Origin of the sequence: Vibrio sp. TBV020 (assembly GCF_046056895.1) — a bacterium.
Taxonomy (GTDB): domain Bacteria; phylum Pseudomonadota; class Gammaproteobacteria; order Enterobacterales; family Vibrionaceae; genus Vibrio.
The window spans coordinates 367508-392818 of the sequence record NZ_JBEEAQ010000001.1 but is presented as its reverse complement, the minus strand read 5'-3'; the positions used below and the strand labels follow the sequence as shown (position 1 = coordinate 392818).

The following is a 25311-nucleotide window of genomic DNA, read 5'->3' as shown; positions in this document are numbered from 1 at the left end:
TGGTCTGAGTGAAACTATGAATCTCAAAGACGCGCTCTATTCTGTGATAACTGGAAATATGATGGCGCAGGTGATGACTGGACTTGCAGGTCTGGTCATTATTCACCAGCTAAGTCCCACTGATTATGCACAATTTACGCTATTCCAAACATTATTACTGTTGGTGGTAGGGGTTGCTGTGAACCCATTTAATCGAATGGTCATCATATCCGAGCAGCCGCTACCAGTTAGGCTAATTATTAAGTATCAGCTTGTATTAGTTTTAGGGCTAATTGCGTTTTCATTTTACTATTTTAAACAGCAGCTGATGCTAGTGGCTCTGTTTGCTTTAGGCGCGATAGCTCTTCTTGCTTTTGAATGTTTGAAAAGCTACTCGCAAAGAAACTTAGATTTTTCTATGTACCGGAAGCTTGTCAGTAAACGAGCAGCTTGCTTTGCGGTACCAGCGATTGTAGTCGCAGTTGCCTATGACTCTGTGTACTTGATTGCGCTGGTCATGGCAGCTTCTTGGTTTTCAATCTCATTATATTATTGGCGTAGAGTTAAGTTCTCAGGAGAAGAGTCTTATAGTCAGAAGGTAGTAATTAGAACGGCGTTTTCATTATTCATCTACTTTGCATTTTCTTCGATTCTTTCTCAAATGGATCTGTTTTTCCTTAGATATTTCTCATCTGACTATGAACTAGCCACCTATGGCGCTTCATTTCAGTATTATTTATTTTTGATTTTAGTAATGAATTCTTTAAAGCAAGTGCTCTTGCCAATGTTTTCAAGAGGCATTGAACTGTCTCTAACCAAGATAACAACCAAGCTGATTCCAGTTTATTTAGCTTTTACTTTGGGCGTTGTCGTTCTAATAGTGTTTGCGCCAGTGTGGACGTCGATCATTGAGCAAGGTAAATACGAAACTACAGATACTGTTTTTGGCATATTGGCAGCCTCTTCAGTTTTTTCTCTCATCTTTAGTCCTGCATCAGAGCTGTTGCAATCTAAAAGCGAGTTCCTTTATATGAACATTGTTCTACTGTGTTGTGTGCTGCTTAACTTCGCGTTAAATATCTCCTTAGTTGAAACTTACGGCGCGAGAGGGGTCGCAGTTGGCACGTTAATAACCTTTGCTCTACTCAATATTGCGTTCTTTGTTAGGGGACGGAAATTGTGATGCTGGCAAACAAAATAAAGAACAGAGTTTTTAGAGAAAAGAAAAAGTGGAGCTCGGCTATCGGAGCGATGGTTAGCAACCCCTATCAATCATCAATATTGAAACCTAACCAATTAGGGTTTTTGAGTGGACTGAATCTTAGTCACCCAGTAAGCACCGGTTTTGATGTGTTTGCAATTGAACCACTATACGTGACTAGTATTCCTAAAGACTATTGGCACTGTGATCATCGTACACATGACCATTGGTCTACGAAATGGCACAGTTTATTACCTTATAAGCTGTTAGGTGAAAGTGACGTTAAAGTTCCTTGGGAGCTAGGGCGGGGGCAATGTTTTACCCAGTTAGCCTATTACCTAGCTGCAAATCAATCTGGCAATGAGCAGCTAAAGAAAGTCATCAATGAGTTTAGGGCCCTAAACCCTGTCGGATATGGGGTCCAATGGCAGTGCTCTATGGACGTATCAATCCGTTTGGTGAACCTGATTCATTCAATGTCTATTATGGGGATTGGTATCGAGCCGGAATCTGACATAGAGATGGCTCAGTGCTTGAGTGAACACTATTCTTATATTCATTCAAACCCAGAAGTGTTTGATAACGGCTTTAGAAACAATCACTACCTTGCAGATTTGATGGGGCGAATTTTTTATCTTTCACTTTTCTCGGACAAGTATGCTGAGGCTACGGCTTTGTTTGAAGAAATGTTAGATGAATTTGATAACCAGTTTTTAAGTGATGGCGGAAATTTTGAAGGGTCAACAGCGTATCATTTCCTTTCATTGGAAATGGTAGTCCTGTCTATTTCTATCTACGCTCACATTTGTGTACTGAGAGGCAAAGCGTTTGGTATTGAGCGCCTATCGAGGGTTAGAGAAAAGCTTCTCGCAGCAGTCAAATTTGCTCATAACGCGTGTTCTATTACTGGCTATCCAAGTCGTGTAGGGGATGACGATAGTGGGATGGTCATTCGCTCTATTGATCTTAGCACCGTTGAATTAGCTCAACGAAATCGATATGTCGCACAACAAAGGCTGATTGCTTTTGAAGCCTTCATATCGGAGCTTTCTAAAGAATGGAGTCAGCACAGTTATTGTAGGGTTTTTAGTGCTTTTCTTGGAGTCAGTAGTGACACTGCAATAAATATCGACGGTGATGAGCCTTACGTTTCATTCCCAGAGTTTGGTTTATACAAGTTTAGCCACCAAGGGTTTGAGCTTTGGTTTAGACATATCGAACAATTGGGTTGTAGTGGTAAAGGCGGTCACAATCACTGTGATGATGGGTCGATAGAACTCTATATTGATGGTGTTCCTTGTATCGTTGAATCGGGTACCTATTGCTATACCTCGAACGCTAATAAGCGTAACTATTACCGTTCTGATAAGCAGCATAATGTGGTTGTTGCCGATGATAGAAAGCCATTTCACTTCACGCTTGATGACAAAATGTTGTTTGAACTTAAAGAGCAACCAGACACGCATTCCAGTGTAGAAGCAACAATGTGCTCAATTTCTCACCAAACAAATCGTAACGGGATTTCACAGACGAGAAATATCGACTTAAAGTCAGGTCAGTTAGAGATTTCCGATTATATAGAAGTTGGCGATGGTGTATTAAATTTGACGCTGTATCCGGATATTAAACCAGAGGTTGATGGCCACAATATTCGCCTTGCGCCACTTGATATTGTTATTGAGCATATTGGTTCAAAGAGCGTTGAAGTTGTGGATAGGGTTTACTCAGATTACTACCTAAATGAACGGTCATGTAAAGCCCTCAAGATTACATTTACGGAATACGTGCGTTTAAAAATTAAGAGGGAACTGTAAGTGAAAGTGATATTACTTTCGTATCATTATTTGCCTGAAATTACTCCTAGAGCATTCAGGGCTTCATCACTATATGAAATGTTGACTGCACAAGGACATGATGTTGAGTTGATAGTGCCTACATCAGCGGCAGAGGGTAGTTCTAGCTCTTCTGGTTATGGCGGCTCTAAGCTCAAAAGCTCAATTCGAAAAGGTGTGGAAAGATTGCTCCCTGGAGGTAAAGACCTCAAAGCATTGCCGTTCTTTTATAGAGCTTTGAAAGGTAAGCAAGCGGACTTGATACTATCTATTGGCTTGCCCTTTTCTGTACATTTAGCGGTAGCATTGGCTAAAACATTCGCCAATACCAAGGCGAAAGCAACAATCTTTGATTATGGGGATCCTTATAGTCAAAACCCCAATGGTAATCAATGTTTCTATGCTACTCCGCTGGAAAAGTGGGTTCTTAAGTCTTGTAACTATGTGATGACTCCGGTGGAAGCTGCCATTCCGGCGTTCGAAAAACTAGTGTCTAAACAGGTTGGGCCGCAAATCTCGGTAGTTCCCCAGGGGTATGATCTACATAATGTCAATATTGCTGAGTATTGCCCAAATCAAGTCCCGACATTTTGTTATGCGGGCATATTGTACAAAGGTATTCGCGAACCCCGCAATTTTTTGAAGTTCCTATCTCTGCTTGAAATAGACTTTCGTTTTGTTGTGTATACCAATACTGCTAGTTCCGAAAACATGCAAATTCTTGAAGAATATAAACAGGAGTTTGGGAACAGGATTGAAATTCATTCATTGATACCCAGAGAACAATGTATCTATGAACTAAGCCAAGCAGACTTCTTAATCAATTTTGCGAATAAAGGTGGTGTTCAACAGCCTAGCAAGCTTATTGATTACACATTATCGAAAAGGCCTTTCTTATCGATCGACAGTGACCAACAAATCTTCGCGCAATTTGAATCCTTCTTAGCTGGAGACTTTTCTCAATTCGTTCCTTTTGATGTATCTCGCTACGACCAAAAGTTAGTAGCAGAAAAAGTAGTGTGCTTAGCAGAAGAGGCGATGGTCTCATGAAGTTATTCAGTGAACAGAGCTATCAATTGTTCTTTATTGGCTTTTTGTTGTTGTATACCTCTGTTCTCTCTGTTTACCACCTAACAGGTACTAATGCGCTTAAAGCTCTGACCAATTTAATGGCGGTGGGAACAATTGGCTACAGCCTAACTGCGGTGCTGGTTAACGCGATGACAGTAGGGGTAAGAAAAAAACCTGCTTTGCACTTATTGCTGGTGGCTATTGCGTTGGTGTTACACCTGATGGTTAACGGTTCACATACTGACTACGTCGATTTGTTGAAGTTTTTCTCTTTGTTTTTATTCGTGTTTATTGGAATAGGAATGGGGTGGAGTAAACTGTTTATTCCGACAAAAGTGTTAGCCTTTTTGTTCTTACTTCCCTTGTTAGTGGAAGTTCTGGGAGGGTCTCGGGTTTATCACAGCGGGATTAGCTTTGGCTTTTTCCCTAACGCGAATACAGCAGTCATGTACTACTCAGTCTTGCTTGCTGTGTACCTCAACATGGCGCAAAAAAGTAGTACACAATCGATGCTTTTCACTGCCGTTGCACTGTTTTTCCAAAAACTTGGAGCAATGCTCGCTGTCGCTTGTTCATTGGCGATTGTCCATTTTAAGGTGATCTTTCGCTATTTACCGGTGGTAGTACTCGCCACTGTTATTGGTGGTGTGGCTGCTCATAGCATGGGACTGCTCGATAGAGTTTTCGAAGTTTTAGGGGGGTTAATTGAGCTCTATTCATATAACTCGTTTTACGACGTTGCAGATATGAGCTATGCAGAGATCATCATAGAGATTGGCTCAACAGACCTCTCAGCTGTGTTTAGGCTTAAACACTGGTCGGAAATAATTTCTCATTATCTAACACAAGGGGTTCCTACCTATTTATTTGGGTTTGGTGCTCGAGAAAGCATGGTGTTTACGACCGAGGGTTTAATGCCCCATAGCGATATTATTCGTGTTCTATGTGAATTAGGTGTCGTGTTGTTTCTGCTCTTTATTTCGATGTACCTGTTGCATTTAATGGTAGGGATTAAGACAAATGAAAGTCATTATGTCTAACAAGTTTCATCGTCCACAAGGAGGGTGTGAGACTGTTTACTTTTCGGAAATTGAAGGCTTGAAGAAAAAAGGCTTCGAAGTTGCTGAATTCTCAATGCGTGAGAGCAACATGTCTCACTCTGATTTCTCGAGTTTTTTTGCTGATGAAGTTCGCTACGATGGTATTGGAATTAAAGATAAGGCCATTTCGGCCAGTAAGGCTATTTATAATTTTAATGCGAAAAGTCAGTTGGATGAACTGATCGATCAGTTCGAGCCCGATATTTTTCATGCACATAATATTTATCATCAAATATCACCTTCCATTTTTTCTTCGACTCAAAAGCATGATATCCCAACGATCATGACATCTCATGATTTGAAGCTGGCATGCCCAAATTACAAGATGTACGTAAATGGGAATGCCTGCAGTAAATGTCTGGGAGGTAAATTCTGGAACTGTGCTATCAACCGTTGCTCCAAAGGGAATTTCGCACAAAGTATGATCAATACCGTTGAAGCATACACTCATAAAGCACTTGGTTTATATAAACAAATTGACCGTATCATATGCCCAAGTCGCTTTAATGCTGAGATGCTGATTCGTGCAGGATACAGTGAAGAAAGTATCTCAATCTTACCCAATGGAATCAATTTAGACGCGCTACCAGAGCCTGCGGACAAAGAAGGATTCATTTTATATGTAGGAAGATTAACTTACGACAAAGGTGTTGGCAGCATTATTCAAGCGGCTTCGAAGATGCCCCATGTTGAATTTAAAATTGTCGGTGATGGGCCTGACAAAGACTTATTTGAACAGCAAGCGCAAGGTTTAAAAAATGTGCACTTCCTTGGTTTCAAAAAACGTGAGGAAGTCGACCTTCTGATATCGAGGTGCTCGGGAGTTATTGTATCGTCGTTACTCTACGAAAATTGCCCAATGTCGGTATTGGAAACTATGTCTCAAGGAAAAGCGGTCATCGCTTCTGACATAGGTGGAATTCCTGAAATAGTAAAGCATGGTGTAAATGGCTTTTTATATCGGAATGAGGATATCAGCTCATTGTGTGAGTCGATAGAATTTGTAGTCGATGGAGGGGAGAGGATCAACTCGATTGAGTTGCAAGCCCGTGCGGATATCGAGACTCGTTATAGTGAAGCAGCACACCTCGAAGGACTAATTTCAATTTATCAAGAGACAGCAAAATGAAAATATGTGTCATAGGGACTCGTGGCATACCCAATGTCTTGGGAGGAGTAGAAACTCATTGTCAGCACCTTTATCCATACTTGGCGAAGCAACATGGGCATGACGTTACTATCATCGCCCGTTCTCCCTACGTTGATTACGAACAGAGGATATTTGAACAGGTTTCTTTGAAAACGATCTGGGCGCCCCAAAAAAAATCGGTCGAGGCGATTCTACATTCGTTCTTAGCAGCGATTAAAGCCAAAAGATTAGGTGCTGATGTCGTTCATGTACACGCAATTGGTCCGGGTTTACTAGTGCCGTTTTGCAAGTTTCTAGGCTTAAAAGTTGTGTTTACTCACCATGGACCAGATTATGATCGACAGAAATGGGGAAGGTCAGCTAAAGCAGTACTGAAACTAGGTGAAAAACTAGCTTGCAAATTTGCGGATGAAGTTATTGTGATATCAAGTGTCATAGGAGACCTTATTAAGCGCAAACATGGCAGGCAGGATACCCACCTCATACATAATGGCGTCGAATCTTTTGATGCATTGAGCATCGATTCCACTCCTCATTTAGATCGTCACCACCTAGTTTCAGGCCAATACATCGTTGCTGTAGGTCGCTTTGTTGAGGAAAAAGGGTTTACTGATTTAATTCATGCTTATAAAAAATCAGACAAAAAGGTTCCCCTAGTTCTTGTTGGTGATTGTGATCATGAAACAGAATACAGCGCATCTCTAAAGCAACTATCCCAAGAAACACCTGGAGTGGTGCTGACAGGGTTTATTAGTGGGAATGAACTTAAAGCAGTATTCTCCAATGCCAAAGCATTTGTCATGAGCTCTTACCATGAAGGCTTGCCGATTGCTCTCCTTGAGGCGCTATCTTATAGCTTAGATATCGTAGTGAGTAATATACCCGCAAACTTAGAGGTAAATTTGCCCATGGATAAGTACTATGCCGTGGGGAATATCGCTGAACTAACAAATAAGATAAATGGGCTCATGCTGTCTGAGTATCAAACTCAAGATTATAGTGATTACCTAACCAAATATGACTGGGAACAGATTGCAGTCCAAACCGATCAAGTGTATGCCCAAGCCTTAGGGCAAGACGAGACGCTTGCCGCTAGGACGTAGCTAATTGGTGAAGGACGTGATTAAACGAATTTTGATTCTAACGATGATGACGATACCTATTTATCTGATTTACCAAGCGATTAACCAAACATTGGCATATCACTATTTTATTGGAACACAAGCACAGGTAAAACAGATACTAGGCTCGAGGAAACCGGTGAGCAACGACGATGCAAGGAAGATAGATGAGCTCAATAATTATGTTACCCGCTTTGATCCTAATAACCCTTCTTACATTTTGTATTTAGCTCAACTAGATAGGTGGGTTAAGCATAACTTAGGTAAGCCAGTAAATAGTGAAAAACTGTATCACCGTCTCGAAGTTTCTAATCGTATTCGTCCATTAGAAGGTAAACAATACCTTGAGCAAGGAATGGGGTTGTGGCGTGATGGTGCAAATTTTGAACAAGTTAAGCATTACATCCGACTTGCTAAAAAGTTTGGTCAGTATGACCCCCAAGTATCGGTCGCGACATTTGAGCTCTACATTGCCCATTGGGCTGAGCTAAGTGTTGACGATAAACTCTCGGCACTAAGTTTCTTTACAGAGTCTGAACGTTATGGTTTAAGGCCAGAGCAATTTATAGGGGCTCTAACCAGTACGCAGCATCGTCAAAGAGCCTGTTACTTATTTAAAAACTACAGCTCCTCTGAGGTGAACTGTTAGATATTAGTCCGAGTGTTTCTGATATGGACTAACAAACTGTAGCTATTGTGAGACTCGAAATGGATTTAGCTCCGGCAAAGTTTCACTCTGATAGCATAACCATGGGCCTCGTGAAGGATAGGGGCATTTGTTTCATTAAAAACTAAAGGTTGTTTATGAAGTTAAAGACAATAGCCGCAAGCTTAGCTCTTGGCTCTACAATATTGGCAGGTCCACTCGCGTTAGCAGAGCAAATTAGCCAAGCTGAGCTTACAGATATGATTGCGAGCTCTAGCGCGTCCACAGAAGAACTGGTTGCCCAGTTACTTTCTCAGTACCCAGAAATGGTTGAAGCGGTTGTGGCCGCAGTTGTAGCCGCAAAACCTGAAGCCGCTGCAGAAGTCGTAAGCGCTGCTTTGAATGCTGCTCCTCAAGCTGCTGACACTGTGATACGTTCCGCTATTTCCGCCGCTCCTGAAGCAGTCAGTTCTATCGCGCAGGTAGCACAGGCGGCTAATGTATCAAATGAAGTTGTAACGCAGGCAGCGATCTCGGCAGGGGTTGACCCCACTCAAGTTGCGCAAGCAACGGCAGCGGGTACACCATCAGCGCCGCCACCCCCAGCGGCTGCTCCAGTATCTGTTTCTGGTAGTTAACCAATCAAAGCCCACTCTGGGCTTTATTTATATTAAGTGCACTATGTACCAACGTTTCGAAAAAATAAGCTTCTATTCGCTTTTACTGTTGATTGTCTGGCTTCCTATACCTTTGGCCTCGAACCGAGTATGGGCTTGGTCAATCATGGAAGTTTGGGTTTCAATTCAGACTCTTTTGATATTAATAAGTTATCTTCCTGAAAGTCGTTCTTTTCCGTTTTCTAGGTTGAAGAGATTCCTCTGGTTGCTGCTACCTCTAACTCTTTTCCAGTGTTGGGTAGCATTTCAAACCCTGCCGTTAAACATACATCTTCTTGCTCTAATTTCTCCAAAGGCCGCAGAGGTGTTCGCAGCGTTAGGCTCAGAGATGGGAACGGTCTCTTTAGATGTTCATGGAACTGAAGTTGCTTTGTTAAAGGGCATTTCTTATACGTTGTTTGCATTTAACACCGTTCTACTGGTGTTCACTCCAAAGCGACTTAAGTTAGTCGTCCTTGCCTTAGTCATTAGCGGTACTTTCCAAGCTTTTTATGCAGCAATGGCTGTATTACTTGGTTGGGAGTATTCTCTGGTGTTTGGTTTTAAAGAGTCTGACATTGCGACGGGTTCTTTCGTCTATAAGAACCACCTAGCCAACTATTTGATGCTTTGTCTCGCAGTAGGTATTGGGCTGATCATATCGCAATTGCATGTGAGTCCATCGGGGTCTTGGTTTGAACGCTTAAGAAGGTGGGGAGAAGGGCTAGTCTCTCGGAAAATGTTTGTACGACTAGCGTTAGTAATTATGGTTATCGCATTAGTGATGACACGTTCTCGAATGGGGAATACAGCATTTTTCGTCGCTACAACTCTCGCTGGTTTGATTGCACTCATTTTCTATAAATATAAGCCACGTGCACTGGTTCCTTTAATCGTGAGCTTGATCATTGTGGATACTGTGGTTGTAGGAGCGGTGTTTGGCTTAGGAAAAGTAAAAGAGCGTCTAGAGCAGACTTCGATATTAAAAGAAACTCGAGATGAGGTTATTGAATGGTCATTACCTATCGTATCCGACTTTCCTTTGACCGGCACTGGAATGGGGAGCTTCTATACCGTTTTTCCAAGTTATACGCAGTTTAATATTGGCTACTACGATCATGCACACAACGACTACCTACAATTTTTAGTTGAGGCTGGTATTCCTGCTACACTTTTGCTTGGTTTTTCTTGGTTATGGGCAGTCTTTTTATCTGTACGTTCGATGAAAAGACGTAACAGTAAGACGTTACGAGGTGCAGCTTTTGGGTGTTTGATTGGCTTGCTCGGAATGTTGATGCACATTTCAGTCGACTTTAATTTACAAGCTCCGGCCAACGCAATGACCTTTGTGCTATTACTCGTTTTAGCAGGAACTACAGCGAGTATCCAAATCGTTAGGCCGAAGAAGGAGTCGGAAATTGTTCAATAAGATTCTAGTGGTTTGTATGGGTAATGTGTGTCGTTCCCCGATGGGAGAGGGCATACTAAAAAAGTTGCTTCCCAATAAAGAGATCAGGTCAGCAGGGCTAATTACCGACAAAAGTGGCCTAGCAAATTGTAAAGCGGCCCCGATATCTATCTTAGTTTCCAAGGAGCATGGAATTGATATTCAAGATCACCGAGCAACCCAGGTGACTGAGGCAATGTGTAACCAAGCTGATCTTATTCTTGTGATGGAGCCAAGTCATATTGAACGTTTGATCCATATATCACCATTGGCGAGGAGCAAAACCCTGCTGTTTGGGCAATGGAGTGGAGATGGGACGATTGATGACCCTTACCAAAAAGATTCTCACGCGTTTCTGTTAGCATTCCAACGAATACAAAATGCCGCAGAAGCGTGGGCGAGACGATTAGATACATAAAAAAAGAGGAGCAAATAGCTCCTCTTTGTTTTGAAACCTAGCTGTTTACAAGCCACCTTGTTGCTGTGCTTGTTTTACTAAAGCCTGACGTTGAGTTTCCGTTTCTGTTACCACGTTATCGTCCTTTGAAGTGTTTTGTTCCTCAGTTTGTGGAACGAATACAAAGTACTTATTAATAGTCATCTCAAGAACCTCAATTATGATTGTGTTAACCATCCAGGTTAGGGTTAGTCACCATATCCGTACTAATGGTGTACGGCTCCTTGTATAGGTTTCAAAAAATAGAGGATGTTAACTTAGTTAACATCCTCCATAACACACTAATTATAGTAGGACTTTTCGGTATGATGAAATACCGTACTCATCCTTTTAGGCGTTTTCTTACACGTCGTAAGTAGTAGACGCTGTATCGCCGCCTGTACCTGTCCAGTTTGTGTGGAAGAACTCACCACGTGGACGGTCAGTGCGCTCGTAAGTGTGAGCACCGAAGTAATCACGCTGAGCTTGAAGCAGGTTAGCTGGTAGACGAGCTGTTGTGTAACCGTCTAGGAAAGATAGCGCTGAAATCGTACATGGCATTGGAATGCCAGACTCTAGAGATTTCGCTGCTACTTTACGCCATGCCGCTAGGCTACCTTGTAGAATATTTTTGAAGTACTCGTCAGAACCCAGGAACGCGATGTCTGGGTTTGCTTCGTACGCATCACGGATATTACCTAGGAATGCGCTGCGGATGATACAACCACCACGCCACATTAGTGCTACGTTACCGTAGTTTAGATCCCAACCGTTCTCGTTAGATGCTTCGCGCATTAGCATGAAGCCTTGAGCGTAAGAGATGATCTTTGAAGCTAGTAGAGCTTGACGTAGTGCATCAACCCACTCTTGCTTGTCGCCTTCAACTGGAGTGATTGTTTTACCGAATAGAGATTCAGCTTCAACACGTTGATCTTTAAGCGCAGATAGGCAACGAGAGAATACAGACTCAGAGATTAGAGTCAGTGGAATACCTAGGTCTAGCGCGTTGATACCAGTCCATTTGCCAGTACCTTTCTGACCAGCTGTGTCTAGGATCTTCTCAACTAGAGGCTCTCCGTCTTCATCTTTGTAGCCAAGGATGTCAGCAGTGATTTCAACAAGGTAGCTGTCTAGCTCAGTCTTATTCCAATCAGCGAATACAGCTTGCATCTCGTCAGCAGACATACCAAGACCATCTTTCATGAACTGGTAAGCTTCAGTGATAAGCTGCATGTCGCCGTATTCGATACCGTTGTGTACCATCTTAACGAAGTGACCAGCACCATCGTTACCAACCCAGTCACAACAAGGTTCACCTGCGTCAGTTTTTGCAGAGATACCCTGGAAGATTGGCTTAACCGCTTCCCAAGCTTCAGCTGCGCCACCTGGCATGATTGAAGGGCCAAAACGTGCACCTTCTTCACCACCAGATACACCAGTACCGATGAAGTGAATGCCTTTCTCACGACAATGCGCTACACGACGGTTTGTATCAGGGTAGTTAGTGTTACCACCGTCAATGATGATGTCGCCTTCGTCTAGAAGTGGGATTAGGTTGTCGATGAAAGTATCAACGACAGCACCAGCACGAACCATTAGCATCACTTTACGTGGCGCTTCTAGCTTCTCAACTAGCTCTTCTAGAGAGTAAGCACCAACGATGTTTGTGCCTTTAGCTGGGCCTTCTAGGAATTCGTCTACTTTCGCAGCAGTACGGTTGTGAGCAACAACTTTAAAACCGTTGTCGTTCATGTTTAGGATAAGGTTTTGACCCATTACAGCTAGGCCAATTACACCGATATCACCTTTCATTATTTCTCTCCAATTTTCCTATTTGGACGCTCGCATTACGCGATTTTTGCTGCTGCGTCTGAATCTAAGTACCACTCCGTTTCGCCAGATTTTGACTGGATTTTCGCTGCAGGGTAAGGCAGCTCGCTTGCTGGAGTAGTATGAATTTCGTGTACGATGTCAACTTTACCTGCTCCAAGAACAAGGTAGCTGATTCGTTTTGCTGCTTCTAAAACTTTCGCGGTTTTAGAGACGCGGATTTGACCTGACTCAGGGTGAGAAGCCAGTACAGACAGGTTCTCATCTTGGTAGTTCGTTGCACCTGGGAACAGTGATGCTGTGTGGCCATCCGCGCCAACACCTAGTAGGATCCAATCAAAAACAGGCGTACCGTTTTCACAAGGAATCACATCAGTCATCTCTTTTGCAAAGCGCTCTGCTTCAACTGCAGGCTCTTCTTCACCACGAATACGGTGAATGTTCTCTGCTGGAAGATTCACATTTGAGAAAAGTAGTGCATTTGCTTCACCGTAGTTGCTTTCTGCATCATCCGGTGCAACACAACGCTCATCACCCCACCAGAAGTGAAGGTTGTTCCATTGAATACCTTCAGCGTATGGCGCTTGTGCTAGTAGCTTAAACAGCATCTTTGGTGTGCTGCCACCCGATAGCGAAATGTGCACTGGTCGGCCTAACTCACTAAAGGCTTTCATATCGTTTGCTAAGCTTTCGACTACTTGTTCAGCCGTTTGAAAAATCTTGTGATTGATCATAATTCGCAGTAATCCGTGTCTGTTAGGTTTTTACAAGGGAAGCGCCAAGCGCGGCCGTCACGTTGCAGAAGTTCGTCTGCCTCTTGAGGACCCCAAGTACCGCAAGCATAACCAAATAGTGCTTGAGGATCTTGCTTGAAGTCGAGAATAGGTTGCACATACTTCCAACAAGCTTCTACAGCGTCGGTACGTGCAAATAGAGTAGCATCACCGTTCAGTGCATCAAGAAGTAGACGCTCATAAGCCGTCAGCATATTCGTTTCTTGAAGATCCGCGTAAGAGAAGTTCATCTTAACTTCACGAGCTTTGAAGCCAGCACCTGGCTCTTTAAGCCCAAAGCTCATTTGAATGCCTTCGTCTGGTTGAATACGGATAATCAGTTTGTTCTCAGGAGCATCTTGACCGAATACTGGGTGAGGAGTGTTCTTGAAGTGAATCACTACTTCGGTAACACGCGTTGGTAGACGCTTACCAGTACGAACATAGAATGGTACACCGTTCCAACGCCAGTTGTTGATGTATGCTTTTAGACCAATGTAGGTCTCAGTACGTGAATCGTCGGCAACGCCGTTTTCTTCACGGTAGCCTACAAGGTGCTGGCCGCGAACGTCCGATGCCGTGTACTGACCAAGAACAAGGTCGTTGCGCAGGTCTTCTTCCTCTAAAGGTTTCAGACACTGTAGTACTTTAACTACTTCATCACGAATTGAGTCTGCATTGATTTGTGCTGGTGGCTCCATCCCAACCATTGCAAGAACTTGCAGAAGGTGGTTTTGGAACATGTCGCGTACAGCGCCTGAGCCATCGTAGTAGCCCCCGCGTTCTTCAACACCTAAGAATTCAGCACCTGTGATTTCAACGTAATCAATAAAGTTACGGTTCCAAAGTGGCTCAAACATCGCGTTTGAGAAACGAAGTACAAGTAGGTTTTGTACTGTTTCTTTGCCAAGGTAGTGGTCGATACGGTAGATCTGGTGCTCTTGGAAGTGATCGTGGATCTCTTTGTCTAATTTTTGTGCCGACTCTAAGTCGTAGCCGAATGGCTTTTCGATGATAAGGCGACGCCAGCCGTTTGATTCGTCATTTAAACCATGAGCCGCAAGATTCGCAGGGATAACACCATAAAGGCTAGGCGGTGTTGATAGATAGAAAAGGATGTTACCAGACTCAAATTGGTATTGAGCATTTAACTCGTCAAGTCGAGTCGCAAGCTTCGCATAATCATCAACTTCAAACGTATTGATCGCTTGGTAATGAAGGTGATTCATAAACGCATCAAGCGTTGCTGGTTCAGTCTTTTCCATTTCTTGAAGTGATTGCTTCAATTTTTCGCGGTATGACTCATCGCTGTATTCGGTGCGACTTACACCCAAAATGGCGAAGTTTTCTGGAAGCTGCTTGTCAGCATAAAGGTGGTACAAAGCAGGGATCAACTTGCGGTAGGTCAAGTCACCCGAAGCACCAAAAATAACGATGCTGCTGTTTTCTGGTATTACCATCATCCTTCCCTTAGAAACGAGGTAGTTAGCATGTGTAGATTGCTAGCGTTTTGTTTAGAGGGCTAACCCTAACAACGTTAACTCAAATTATAAAACTGATACTGCCTATCAAACTGATAGGCAAAACCAAAAAAACTTACCAATTGTAGGTGCCTATCGTTAAACAGTGATCGGGACCTAAATTCTATTTGGCAGCGTATTGTCTATGACTCTTTGACATACATCAACCTTTGAGAGGGCAATCGATTAAATAATGACTCATTGTTTATGTAAGTCTTTGATAGTTAGTAGAAGACATAAATGAATGGAAGATATTTGCACCTAGAGCAATTACTCATATCGTGGTGAACTAAAAGCGAGATTTAAGAAACGTTTTGACCTTTCGTATGTGAGCTTCCCGGTCAACTTTGCAGATTTGTTCTTTTGCTAAGAATAAGTTTGCATATTGCTTGTCTATCCGATTTTCAAGGAACAGCAGATAAAGCTTAGGGTCAATATGACCAGACGTTGCCATATCTGTCATTATGTTGAGTGACTCGGTTAAATTCTTGGCCTTTTTATATGGGCGGTCACTTGAGGTAAGCGCTTCGAATACATCTGCTATAGCCATGATACGGGCGGGAATCGAAAGCTCCTCTTCATATAGGCCGCGCGGATAACCTTGACCATCGATTCGTTCGTGGTGGCCTCCTGCGATCTCGGGAATATTTTTTAAATGTTCAGGGTAGGGCAGTCGCTTAAGCATCATCAATGTCTGGATGATATGATCATTAATGATAAAGCGCTCTTCATTGTTGAGTGTGCCTTTCTCAATGCACAAATTGTAGAGTTCCCCACGATTGTATTTAAACTCACTTGGTTTCAGAACAAAGTCTTCTTGCCAAAAATCTTGTGGTTTAGCATTTTCCTTCCAGCGGATTTGGTGAACTTGTTTATCGGAAAGGAGCGCCTCTTGAACGGGTAAGGTTGGCTGTTCACCTGATCTTTCTTTTTCGACCCATGATACGCCTAGGTGATCATCTAAGGTTCGAGTCCATTGATATTGACTGATATTTAATAGTCTTGCCTTTGAACTCTCATCCATGAATTCGCCACCAATATTACATTGTGCGACAAATGCGAAGTCATCATCCAATTGCTTGTGTTTACTTATTAACGCCTGCTTAAGCTGTTTGCTTTCGCCGTCTATGTTGACTTGTTTAAGGTAGTCGATCTCTGCCTGTGCTTTTAAAAGTTCAAAGCGCATTCTTACTTCGTGAATTCGGTCGTAAATCGTCTCGAGCTTGGTCGCTTTATCAATGACATATTCTGGTGTTGTGACTTTACCGCAATCGTGGAGCCAAGAGGCTAGATGGAGCTCCTCCCATTGTTCTTTATTAAGAGAAAAGGTCGAGAAATAAATGTCGTCTTTAGTTGCTGCTTCGGCCAATAGCTTAGTGAGTTTTGGTACTCGCTGACAATGGCTACCAGTATAAGGGGACTTGGTGTCGATGGCGGAAGCTATGAGTTCTACGAACGCAGTCAGCATCTCTTTTTGTTGCTCTATTTTATCTATGTTCTCTTTAGCAATCTCTCCAAAGCTGAGAAGTTCTTTTAAAAATGCATGCTTGTCACTTTGCTGTTGTGTAATAGCTCGTTCATAGCCGACGAGTAGGATCCCAACGAGTTGTTGTTCGCGGTTATGCAGTGGGAAAAAATAAAGGTCTGAGTTATAAAGATGATCGCGATAGTTGGCTAAAGCGTTGTCATCAAAGCTGAGGTGTACGATTTCACCTTTTGTTAGTTGAGTGTGTACCCAAGCTGTATTGTGAACAAGTTCGTTGATATCAATTTTGAACGGGATAATGGCGTGGTTGGCAGTACATTCAAAGCTAGTTGTCTTATCTTCCCAAGTAAACAGTACGATCGTCTCAGCCTTAGTGACCAAGAATGTTTGGTGCGCAATCGTCTTAGCTAATACTGAGAAATCTTGGTTGCTTGCAGTGTCTCTCAATAGTCGCAAAAGGTCGTATAGCGTGTGTTCCATCAATTCAATCGATTGAGTGAGATTAGCCACTTCTTTAATGACGCTTTTGTTGTAACGTGTTTTCTTAAAATCAAAGCGAGCAATATTGTCAGTCTGAAGCATGAGTGCGTGTAATGGTCTAGCCAATCGCTGAGCAACTAACCAAACTACAACAAAACTCATCGCAAGCATCGCAAATGCGACCTTAACTTGTTTATCTCTCATTGAAAGTAGAGAGGCCATTAAATCATCCTGAGGTGTTGCTTCCGCGAGAAGAAGTCGTGTTTGTTTATTAAGTGCCACAGGTGTTAAGGTGATCGACCATCTTTGATTATCATATTCCGTTGTTTCATAGAGTGTTTGGCTAGCGATCCGGTTTACGACACCATTAAAGATGTTTTCGTTATTTTCGGAAAGAGCGAGTACATTGCTTGAATTGAGCACCACGGGGGCATTGTGGTGGGCGAGTATTTTAAACTGGTTGTCGAAAAGAACTAACTTTGTGTTGTCTGAATACCCCAAATGAGAAATCTGGGCAGATAAAGAGTCCAAGGTAAAGTCTGCTCCGACAACAAAGCCACCATCTAATGAACGCCGTGATAGGGTCACTCCACTAGTTTGTAGAAAATAAAAAAAGTAGGGCTCAGTTAGTCGAATATCCCCATCCTTAGATGCGTTGTTAAACCAAGGCCTTGTTCTAGGATCAAACTCATTGTCTGAGAGTTTCCTTGAGCCAACAATGCGATAGCTGCCATCTAAAAACCAAAACTCATTTGACCCAGACACCTTGGTACTATTGATCATTAATGTAGCTTTCTTTGGCGCATTAAAGCGTTCTCGATCGGTATTGGTTCTCAGAGGGCGAATTAGCGTTAAATCTCCTTTGTTATTAGCAAAAAACAAAGCGACAACACCAGGATTACGCTGGAAAATAATCTGTAAAGGCGTTAGAAAATCGGCATTTGTAGGCTTACTGTTAACCATGTGAGTGAGATTACTTGTAGCCATAAAGTCGAGGGTTGTGAGCACAGGGCCTGTTTTGACGTGGAACGTAGATTCAAGCTTTCTGCTGTTCTCTTTACTCAGTTCTTTAGCACTACCAGTGAGTAATGTTTGGGCGTGTTGGTAGCTGATAGCGATGAGCACCGCGCCTACCAATCCTGTAAGCACAAGAAATAAGCTAGTAATATGGAGACTCAGTGAATATCGTTGTTTACGCACTTTGAACCCTATGTGAATTGCTCTCCTTAAGTATTGAGTATTTTTCGGAACCTGCAAAAAGAAAGGCTGATTGATGGTTTCATTCGAGGCATTTTTTGCAGTTGACGTCTGTTACTTGAGTATCTATCTTAGCCTCCAAAATTTATAACTTGATACAAATTAAACGGCTGTAGTTGTGGCATTTTTAAGTACACTAACGGCTCTGTTTCCAGACTAAGAACAAATATAATGAAAAAATTACTCCCTATTGCCGCCCTTGTAATGTCAGCCCAAGCCTTCGCTAGTGACTTTGACTTAAAAGCAACGATGAAGCAGATGAAAATGGAATTCAAACAAGCGGCTCAAGCTGAAGAAATTACGCAAATGCAATCTGCAGTGTCTAACCTCTCTGAGCTTATCGAGCAATCCAAACGTGGTGATTATCCGCCGGAAAAATATGACTTGTACTTAGAAGGATTTAACAAGCTTTCGATCGCAATTGACTCTGTAGAAGCTAAATTGGAAGCGGGCGACTTGTCAGCTGCAAAAGCAGAGCTAAAAATGGTTGATGACCTGCGAGTGGAATATCACGATAAACGAAATCCTAGCATCTGGAGCAAGATCTTCGGTTAATTTACCTTATTCTCTAACTCTAAAATCGACTGCCTCCCATCGTTAGGCAGTCGATTTTTCATATACGCCCTTAAGAAAATTCCAGCTAAGTCATAAGTGGTTGTTCTAACTAAAAGATCCTATTTTAAGGCTTGTATTTTATTGATGTCTCTACTTTGCATTGTAAGGATTGCTGTGACTGTAAGTCGGTATTCCTAGCATTCTCACTAAGGTCGTGTCTTTTAGTAAGTAGTGGTGGTGAAGAGCCGCGGCGATATGTACAGCGACCAATACAGTCAAACCAGCACAACTGAAGCGATGAAACATGAAGAAAAATGCATTTACTTCCGGGTTATTGATCGGATTGTTAATCATGACTAGCCAAAATAACGGAAATGGTTCTGTAAGCATGAGGAATCCAGTTGTAAAGACTAGAAACATTAGAAAGTAGATCATACTGTGAGCTAGCTTGACAATTCGTTGTGTTAACGTCGTGGTGCTTTCTTGTTTTTTTATCAGGTAGTTCCAGATGAAGCGAAGAGGAAATAGTAATGAACCCACTGTCGCAATTGACATATTCATAATAGAAAGGAACTTAAAAACTTTTGGATGGCTATCGATAACAAAATGCATCGCGTAACCTGCTGTAATTGTATATAAAATGATGAATGCCATCGTCCAGTGAAATAGACGTGTTAATAAATCATGTGCGGTGTTCATATATTGTTTTGTGTCTTATAGGTTAAAATAGCTCCGCATCGAATTAGCGGAGCTTCTTAAGGTCGTATGGAAATTAGTTACAACTAAATGGGCCTTTATCGAGCCACACACTTGGCGATTCTGAAGGACTTGTATTCACCCACCATTTAGCTTCATAAAGTCGCCCGTTAAATACGACATTATCTCCGCCATTGTAGACTTTCCCTTTCGCCCAAGGCAGTGTGACATCACTGAGTAACTGCCATGCATCACTGCTATCTGGAGCTGCACCGCTAATCCAGTACTTAGCTTGCCATACAAGATTTTCGTAGCTAACTTTTTCTCCACCAGTATAGGTTGTTGTTGCATCCCAATGAGGGTAGTTGCTAGCCTCAGGATCGCTGCCACAATCCTTCCCTTTTTCTACGAGGTGGAAGTCCGCAGTTTGTTGGCCAATTAGGTTGCCTTCACTGTCCTTGAATTTTGTCACTAACATATGATGACCAGGCTCAGACTTCGAGAGTTCCAGTGATACTGGTTCTGAAACCCCATCTTCGAGTGATACTTGAGTATAAGCCAACGTATTTTGTGCGTGGTTGTAGACTGTGAGTTCCGTAGTCATATCTCCAGTCGCGGTCAATGTGAGCTCCAAGGTGACAGGACTTTCACTTATAGAGTATTCAGGAGACACGCCAGAGATATCCAAGTCATAAATCGGTTCAGGATCTTTAACCTCGTAGGCTAACTCGACTCGAACAAGGTCATTACCGTTCTTGAGGTAAATTGGGTTAGTTCCGTGGATAGGTGTAAACTTGTCATCGGAAACTTGATTACCAGCTTTGATTAGGCTTTGAGTTCGATTGATTTTTTTAGCCAGTTTATAAGACCAATTGTTGGCTAGGCCATGTTTCGCATTCTTTATCTTTAAGCGGGAAGAGAGATCACGTCGCTCTCCAGTAGAATCAAAAACTCTAGTGTAAACAACGTCACCACGTTGCAAGTTGATGCCTGGGTTGATTTGGCCACCTTTAACCCACGCGGATGGGTCGGGTTGTTCTGGTTGGTTTCCATCAAATCTTACATCAAGGACGTTATAGAACGCTGCAGCCGTATCGCCAACATCCCAGACGGCAAGGATTACTTGATAACCTTCACGCTTTGGAACATTACACTCATGTTGAACCCGTTTTGGCGGTTGCACCATGCCCCCATCGACTGTACAGAAAGGGGTTAACTCAAACGAATTGCGTGTCAATGGGGTATTTGGGTTCCAATCAGCTTTGGTAATGTAGTATTTCCAATCGCGGGTTACATGGTTGGCCGTGAATGTCCATTCAAACGTGTTAAGGCCATGTGAAATAGGAGTTTTAACCCAGCGCGTAGCAGTCTGCTCATTTAAGGCTGAAAATTGGGTTAGACCACCACTTGCTATTTTGCCGTCGGGAGGGCCTCCGATAGGAAATCCTTCCGGCCCTTCAATACTTTGCGGCTCCCATTGAACTTGTCCGCAATTAGCATTTTTTTGAGACTGTGTGGAAACGGAACTACAAAGTGTTCCGCGAGCCTCTGCCACGCCACCGTCAATAGCGCTGACATACCCGTGAGATAGTGCTCCAGCGCTAAACAGTAGTGTAGAAAGAGGGATAAGCGATGTCTTTATTTTGGACATATTGAATACTTCCTGATTCGTTGAACAAAAAATGTTAACCACACCAATGATTGTTGTTGCAATGTGTCCCTTGCTAATTAATCCGTTGAGATGACAGCATCGTTTAGTTGCAACTCATGCCCGAACTATGAGCGGGAACAGCCAAAGATATGAAGGGTTCTCATTCTGGTTTTTCGGACAGGTTCTCAGTTGATGTGGACTTTAAGGTTAAGTTAATTGACTACTAATTCAATAACTTAGGATTGGAAAGTGAAGTCTTGTTCAGCTTTATCAAAAGTTAATATAACTTAAGGTTACTTTTTGAAATTAAAAGGGCTCAAGAGGCGATGGCAAGTGAGAATCCTTGTCTCCAGTTCGCTTGTTTCGCTCGGTATCTGTATTGAGAGAATGGGGAAAATACGTAGGGCTATTATGTGAAGTAAAATAAAAAAAGGCATAGCGTGATGCTATGCCTTGAGTTGCATTTAGAGGTAAGGTTTTACTTGATTAACTCAGTCCAAGCTTGATCCCAGTAGAGTCCAACACCAGGTTCATAGGCCCAGCTTGAGGCTGTTCCAGATGAACACCAGCCGCTCACTTTACACTCAAAGTTACGTTGTAGATGAGACACTTTATCTCCGGTTGCGTATACGTCACCGACAACATAGCTAGGGTAGTCACCAGGCTTTGGTTGGGCTCCATCCCCAGCAGTAACTTTTGTCCACGCATCTTCCCAGTTTGAACCTGTTCCTGGTGCATAATGTTCAGCACTGTCGACATTACACCAGCCACTTGCTGGGTAAGGTTTGCACTGGTAAATACCGCCATCAGAACCTTGAACTTTGGTGCCCGCTGAATATGAGCCCAGGCCATCGGGGTAAACGAAGTCAAATTCTTCCTCAGCGTCCATATTTTCAACATAGATTGGGAAATGTTGAGCGTCGTCGTCGGTTGTCCAAACTTTCACTGTGTAGTGTCCTTCAGACACACCAGGGCCTTTGACGTTAAGAACAAGTGTTTGCTCTTCGTTTAGAATCGTATTGGCATAAGCCACGCGATGCTCATTAGCCTCATTAAAGATACCAACATGTGTATTGATATTATCCGCGTATCCAGTCAATGTGACGGGAACAACGAGCCATGGATAGTCATCGATTTTTGTAAGTGTGTAAGTCTCTTTTAATGGCTCAACGGTTGTCTTTCCTTGGGTTAGTTCACTCTTGACGGTGAAGAAATAGGTTTCAGTTTCAGCATTCCCTTTCGGGTTTTTCACTACCACGTCGACTTGATAATCCCCGCTTTCATGAATGCGAATGTACTTGTTTTCTTCTGAACCAATGACTCCGTGCTGAGTATCGATGTTGTCACCCGTTTCAGTGTGAGATGTCGTAGCGGTATAGGTGTACTCATCGCTGGTGCCATTCTCAACCGACAACGCTAACGGGATAAACACATAACCATCGCTGTCTAAGTGATAGATGTCTTTTAGGTTGTCCCAGCGAATATCGAAGTCTTCTACCACATCATCAGTCACCTTGAACTTAAAGACTTTCTTCTCTTTGTCGCCAAATTCATTGGTGACTCTGACCACTACTCTGTAGGTGCCTGGTTCTGTAATGTGAAGATTTGGTGTGTGTTTACCGACTTTGCCTTTTAACTTGTATGGCTGATCAGTATCGGTGCTGACATTATTGACAGTTGCGACGAAGCGATAAGTTTCGCTGTCACCATCTTCGACTTCAAGTTCAAGTGGGATATACAATCCATCTGTATCAGTTAAGGAGTAAGCTTTTTCAAGTGATGGCCATACGATAGTGAACTCATCGGCTACATGCTTTTTCTCAATATCTAAAGTCACGGTAGCCAGATTTGACAGGCGGCCGTAGCTGTCTTTTACACGGTAGGTGAAGCTGTCGGTGCTAGTATCGCTGCCATCATGACGATAAACCAATTGACCTTGCTCGTTGACTTCAATGAGGCCGTGTTGAGGGTGTTGACGAATATTGACGCCTTGGTGATCAATACCAGCGCCGTTGTCAATATCGTTGGTGGTAGGGCTAATCAGTGTGTCTTGGCTAAAGTTGACTTTGATTTGGCTATTGTTAGCGGTAGCAGCAGGGCCTTCAGGAGTAATCTCTTTGATATAAATCGGAGTCCATGGCACCATATCAACGTGAGGGGTGTTGGTATAGTCATGTTCGTAACCAGCTCGTTCAACTTTATTCTGCTTGAGCCAGTTGTCATAATCAATGGTCATTGTCCCATCTGAATTGATCTCGAACAACTGCTTTGCTGTATAATTCATTAGGCGCGGGACAGCAAATGAATGGAAGAATTTATCATTTTCCAGTACATCTATCGTTGTTTGGCTATCTTTTGCTAAAGCCACATAGTCATCGATAGAATCACCACGCATTCCGTCATACTTTGTATTGGAGGTTGTGTCATTTTCGATAGTGATATTTAGCACAATATCTTCAGACATAGCTCCGTTGCTATTAAACAGTCGATAGATGACTTGGTCTGACAAGATACTAGGTGAAACGTGACGGTATGAAATGGTGCCGTTTGAATTGGCTACCGCTACCCCTGCTGTAGGCCATTTAACGATTTCAACTTTGTAGCCTTCTGATTTTACTGACTGAGGTAGAATTGGGACCTCTGTGAGCAATTGGTTCCTAGCATAAGCCTCTGAATAGCTGGGCGGAATACCTAGGGTAGGATTTTTTGAAGGCACTTTTGGTAGCACGCCAGACTGTTGCAATCGTTGCAAGTTTTGTTGAATTATGCGCCATTGAAACCCGAAGAGCTCATCATCCTTTCGCCCTGTTTTCATTAGATTCGTATATTCGTTTGGTAGTGCATCTAGGCCTTTAGATGTGTAATGAGCGAGAGAGAAATTATGCCCCAGCTCATGGGCTAGAGTAGCAATGGCACGATCATTATTACAGTATCGGCTGGTTAGCTTCCAACCATAGTAAGATTGAGTTTCCTTGTATTTGCCTGAAGAACCACTACCGCCCCTACAGTACACAATATTACCTTCGATATCGTCCCCATATAAAAACAAGTTTGAAAAATATTTTTCGCTGCCTTCTGGTGGAGGAATATCGTAGCCACTGGTTTCGTTGGACTGCCAGTCAAACTTTTGCACACCTAAGTCGAAGAAATGTAAGTTGATATTGAGCGGTTTGTAGATATTTGTAAGGTATTCGGATACCTCATCGAAGCGAGACTGAGTAATAGGCACATCAGGCATCTTTACTTCACGGAATGAAACGGGAACATCAATAGGGTGGTATGAATGTAATCCAACGGTTGCGACGAGTTCACCATCCGCTTTCACAAGCAGGTGGGTTTCACCCTCACTTAGTGCATTTATATCTACTGCGGCTGAATGTCCTAACTTCTCTACATTAATAGAAGCAATATTCTTATTAACAATAGAAAATTCAATGTCTTTATCTGATAAGGAAGATAAATCAAAGGTTAGCTGTTCAGGCTGGTCAGATGAAGGGTCAATCAGCTTTTCAGGATAAGGCAAACTGTAACCGGGATCGAAAGCAAGTTTGTTCTCGGAGGCGCTCTTGATACTCACTCCAAAGTCAGTAGCGGTAGCCTCACCATATAAACGCATAAAAATGGCAAAGTCTAACTCTTCTTCTTGCCCAGAAGGTGCAATACGCTTTGTGTTTGCATCCACAGGCAGATGCTCCAAGGGGCGAAAGGTCAGTTTTTGAGAATTATCTTCGACCTTAAACGCAATTTGATATTGCTTCCCCTTTTCAAGCGTTACACTTTGGTTAAATTTTGCAACGGAGGCCATACCAGCGCCACTCTGAGGTAATTTCAATGCGAGACTACTTGAATAGATTCTCTTTAAGGCTAGCGGCCCAGAATAGACGACTTTTTGACTATCTTTCTCGGTGATAGTTAGCGTCGTGTTGTTGTCTTTATCGCTCTCCCAGCGGAAAAAACCATCAATCAATATATGATCTACCGTGAGTCCGGCTTGCCCAGGAATGTAACCATTGACTGTAAGGTCTTGGGTTAAGGTTTCCCCTGGGTTAAGGGTCTTTTCGAATTCTTGCCCTAATATACGGGTATCATCTATACCCTCATAGACTAGCATCGTCTGATTTAGAGAGTTCTGAGCGGAAGCCTCATATGGTATCGTTTCTGTGTTGTTCTGAGCTTCACTGGTTATAGCCATTGGTGATGCAAGCGCTGACGAGATAGCAAGCGCAAGGTAAGATAGTTTTATCATTCTACTAATCCTTTATAGATCTTTTGACTGTGTGTTCAGTAGATTGAACATCCATAGTCGGTTTATTGGAGTGGTGCTTCCACTGGCACGCCCCTCCAAAAAACTAAAGAGTTGTAGAAACTATGTATGCCTAAATTAGGTGAAATTAGGTGTTTTATGCCATTAATGAGGAAGTGTT

General features: G+C 42.7%; 19 protein-coding genes. 11 read left to right on the top strand and 8 right to left on the bottom strand.

All coding sequences use genetic code 11. The features are described 5' to 3' along the window. Positions 1-16 precede the first annotated feature (16 nt). The 10 genes from AAFX28_RS01600 (at position 17) to AAFX28_RS01555 (ending at position 10621) form a co-directional block, all read left to right on the top strand. A complete protein-coding gene (locus tag AAFX28_RS01600; RefSeq protein WP_408685021.1) occupies positions 17-1162 on the top strand; it encodes a lipopolysaccharide biosynthesis protein in 1146 nt (381 codons plus the stop codon). 122 nt (positions 1163-1284) lie between these two features. Continuing rightward, on the top strand, positions 1285-2994 hold the full coding sequence (locus tag AAFX28_RS01595) for a heparinase II/III-family protein (protein ID WP_408685020.1): 1710 nt from the start codon (positions 1285-1287) through the stop codon (positions 2992-2994). After that, positions 2995-4062 carry a hypothetical protein gene (locus tag AAFX28_RS01590; protein WP_408685018.1) on the top strand — a complete coding sequence of 356 codons (1068 nt, stop codon included), beginning with the start codon at positions 2995-2997 and terminating at the stop codon, positions 4060-4062. Then, positions 4059-5123: a hypothetical protein gene (locus AAFX28_RS01585; protein ID WP_408685016.1), complete on the top strand. Its 1065-nt coding sequence runs from the start codon at positions 4059-4061 to the stop codon at positions 5121-5123. Before AAFX28_RS01590 ends, AAFX28_RS01585 begins: the two co-directional genes overlap by 4 nt. Next, entirely contained in the window at positions 5116-6312 is a 1197-nt protein-coding gene (locus AAFX28_RS01580) for a glycosyltransferase family 4 protein (RefSeq protein WP_408685014.1), read from the top strand. Before AAFX28_RS01585 ends, AAFX28_RS01580 begins: the two co-directional genes overlap by 8 nt. Then, complete coding sequence (locus tag AAFX28_RS01575) at positions 6309-7436, top strand: glycosyltransferase family 4 protein (protein ID WP_408685012.1); 1128 nt, start codon at positions 6309-6311, stop codon at positions 7434-7436. The genes AAFX28_RS01580 and AAFX28_RS01575 overlap by 4 nt, the downstream gene beginning before the upstream one ends. Before the next feature lie 16 nt (positions 7437-7452). Then, complete coding sequence (locus tag AAFX28_RS01570; RefSeq protein ID WP_408685011.1) at positions 7453-8103, top strand: hypothetical protein; 651 nt, start codon at positions 7453-7455, stop codon at positions 8101-8103. A 155-nt stretch (positions 8104-8258) separates the two neighbouring features. Next, positions 8259-8738: a hypothetical protein gene (locus AAFX28_RS01565; RefSeq protein ID WP_408685009.1), complete on the top strand. Its 480-nt coding sequence runs from the start codon at positions 8259-8261 to the stop codon at positions 8736-8738. 343 nt (positions 8739-9081) lie between these two features. Then, the gene (locus AAFX28_RS01560) at positions 9082-10185 is read left to right on the top strand and encodes an O-antigen ligase family protein (RefSeq protein WP_408685007.1); all 1104 of its coding nucleotides are present in this window, start codon (positions 9082-9084) and stop codon (positions 10183-10185) included. Then, entirely contained in the window at positions 10175-10621 is a 447-nt protein-coding gene (locus tag AAFX28_RS01555) for a low molecular weight protein-tyrosine-phosphatase (RefSeq protein ID WP_408685005.1), read from the top strand. The genes AAFX28_RS01560 and AAFX28_RS01555 overlap by 11 nt, the downstream gene beginning before the upstream one ends. A 45-nt stretch (positions 10622-10666) precedes the next feature. On the opposite strand, the gene AAFX28_RS01550 is transcribed toward AAFX28_RS01555, so the two are convergent. The 5 genes from AAFX28_RS01550 to AAFX28_RS01530 all read right to left on the bottom strand — a co-directional run bounded on the left by AAFX28_RS01550 (position 10667) and on the right by AAFX28_RS01530 (position 17928). Next, a complete protein-coding gene (locus tag AAFX28_RS01550) occupies positions 10667-10804 on the bottom strand; it encodes a hypothetical protein (protein WP_408685003.1) in 138 nt (45 codons plus the stop codon). A gap of 198 nt (positions 10805-11002) precedes the next feature. Beyond that, the gene (gnd, locus tag AAFX28_RS01545; protein WP_004742688.1) at positions 11003-12451 is read right to left on the bottom strand and encodes a decarboxylating NADP(+)-dependent phosphogluconate dehydrogenase; all 1449 of its coding nucleotides are present in this window, start codon (positions 12449-12451) and stop codon (positions 11003-11005) included. A 35-nt stretch (positions 12452-12486) separates the two neighbouring features. Beyond that, complete coding sequence (gene pgl, locus AAFX28_RS01540) at positions 12487-13203, bottom strand: 6-phosphogluconolactonase (RefSeq protein ID WP_408685000.1); 717 nt, start codon at positions 13201-13203, stop codon at positions 12487-12489. Further along, the gene (gene zwf, locus AAFX28_RS01535) at positions 13200-14702 is read right to left on the bottom strand and encodes a glucose-6-phosphate dehydrogenase (RefSeq protein ID WP_408686795.1); all 1503 of its coding nucleotides are present in this window, start codon (positions 14700-14702) and stop codon (positions 13200-13202) included. The genes pgl and zwf overlap by 4 nt, the downstream gene beginning before the upstream one ends. Before the next feature lie 349 nt (positions 14703-15051). Continuing rightward, complete coding sequence (locus AAFX28_RS01530) at positions 15052-17928, bottom strand: HD domain-containing phosphohydrolase (protein ID WP_408684998.1); 2877 nt, start codon at positions 17926-17928, stop codon at positions 15052-15054. A 228-nt stretch (positions 17929-18156) separates the two neighbouring features. Between AAFX28_RS01530 and AAFX28_RS01525 the strand changes: the two genes are divergently transcribed. Then, entirely contained in the window at positions 18157-18540 is a 384-nt protein-coding gene (locus tag AAFX28_RS01525) for a cytochrome b562 (RefSeq protein ID WP_408684996.1), read from the top strand. Between the two features lie 150 nt (positions 18541-18690). Here the strand turns inward: AAFX28_RS01525 and AAFX28_RS01520 are convergent, their stop codons facing one another. From AAFX28_RS01520 to AAFX28_RS01510, 3 genes are all read right to left on the bottom strand, one after another. After that, positions 18691-19239 carry a cytochrome b gene (locus AAFX28_RS01520; protein ID WP_408684994.1) on the bottom strand — a complete coding sequence of 183 codons (549 nt, stop codon included), beginning with the start codon at positions 19237-19239 and terminating at the stop codon, positions 18691-18693. Between the two features lie 73 nt (positions 19240-19312). Next, positions 19313-20887: an N-acetylglucosamine-binding protein GbpA gene (gene gbpA, locus AAFX28_RS01515; protein WP_408684993.1), complete on the bottom strand. Its 1575-nt coding sequence runs from the start codon at positions 20885-20887 to the stop codon at positions 19313-19315. A gap of 478 nt (positions 20888-21365) precedes the next feature. Then, positions 21366-25133, bottom strand: coding sequence for an Ig-like domain-containing protein (locus tag AAFX28_RS01510; protein ID WP_408684991.1), 3768 nt, complete (start codon positions 25131-25133; stop codon positions 21366-21368). Positions 25134-25311 lie beyond the last annotated feature (178 nt).

What these genes read in the sequence shown, in the direction of transcription:
- AAFX28_RS01565 (WP_408685009.1), top strand. Translation starts at nt 8,259, where the DNA reads ATGAAGTTAAAGACAATAGCCGCAAGCTTAGCTCTTGGCTCTACAATA.
- AAFX28_RS01600 (WP_408685021.1), top strand. Translation starts at nt 17, where the DNA reads ATGAATCTCAAAGACGCGCTCTATTCTGTGATAACTGGAAATATGATG.
- AAFX28_RS01575 (WP_408685012.1), top strand. Translation starts at nt 6,309, where the DNA reads ATGAAAATATGTGTCATAGGGACTCGTGGCATACCCAATGTCTTGGGA.
- zwf (WP_408686795.1), bottom strand. Translation starts at nt 14,702, where the DNA reads ATGGTAATACCAGAAAACAGCAGCATCGTTATTTTTGGTGCTTCGGGT.
- gnd (WP_004742688.1), bottom strand. Translation starts at nt 12,451, where the DNA reads ATGAAAGGTGATATCGGTGTAATTGGCCTAGCTGTAATGGGTCAAAAC.
- AAFX28_RS01550 (WP_408685003.1), bottom strand. Translation starts at nt 10,804, where the DNA reads ATGACTATTAATAAGTACTTTGTATTCGTTCCACAAACTGAGGAACAA.
- AAFX28_RS01525 (WP_408684996.1), top strand. Translation starts at nt 18,157, where the DNA reads ATGAAAAAATTACTCCCTATTGCCGCCCTTGTAATGTCAGCCCAAGCC.
- gbpA (WP_408684993.1), bottom strand. Translation starts at nt 20,887, where the DNA reads ATGTCCAAAATAAAGACATCGCTTATCCCTCTTTCTACACTACTGTTT.
- pgl (WP_408685000.1), bottom strand. Translation starts at nt 13,203, where the DNA reads ATGATCAATCACAAGATTTTTCAAACGGCTGAACAAGTAGTCGAAAGC.
- AAFX28_RS01585 (WP_408685016.1), top strand. Translation starts at nt 4,059, where the DNA reads ATGAAGTTATTCAGTGAACAGAGCTATCAATTGTTCTTTATTGGCTTT.
- AAFX28_RS01510 (WP_408684991.1), bottom strand. Translation starts at nt 25,133, where the DNA reads ATGATAAAACTATCTTACCTTGCGCTTGCTATCTCGTCAGCGCTTGCA.
- AAFX28_RS01580 (WP_408685014.1), top strand. Translation starts at nt 5,116, where the DNA reads ATGTCTAACAAGTTTCATCGTCCACAAGGAGGGTGTGAGACTGTTTAC.
- AAFX28_RS01520 (WP_408684994.1), bottom strand. Translation starts at nt 19,239, where the DNA reads ATGAACACCGCACATGATTTATTAACACGTCTATTTCACTGGACGATG.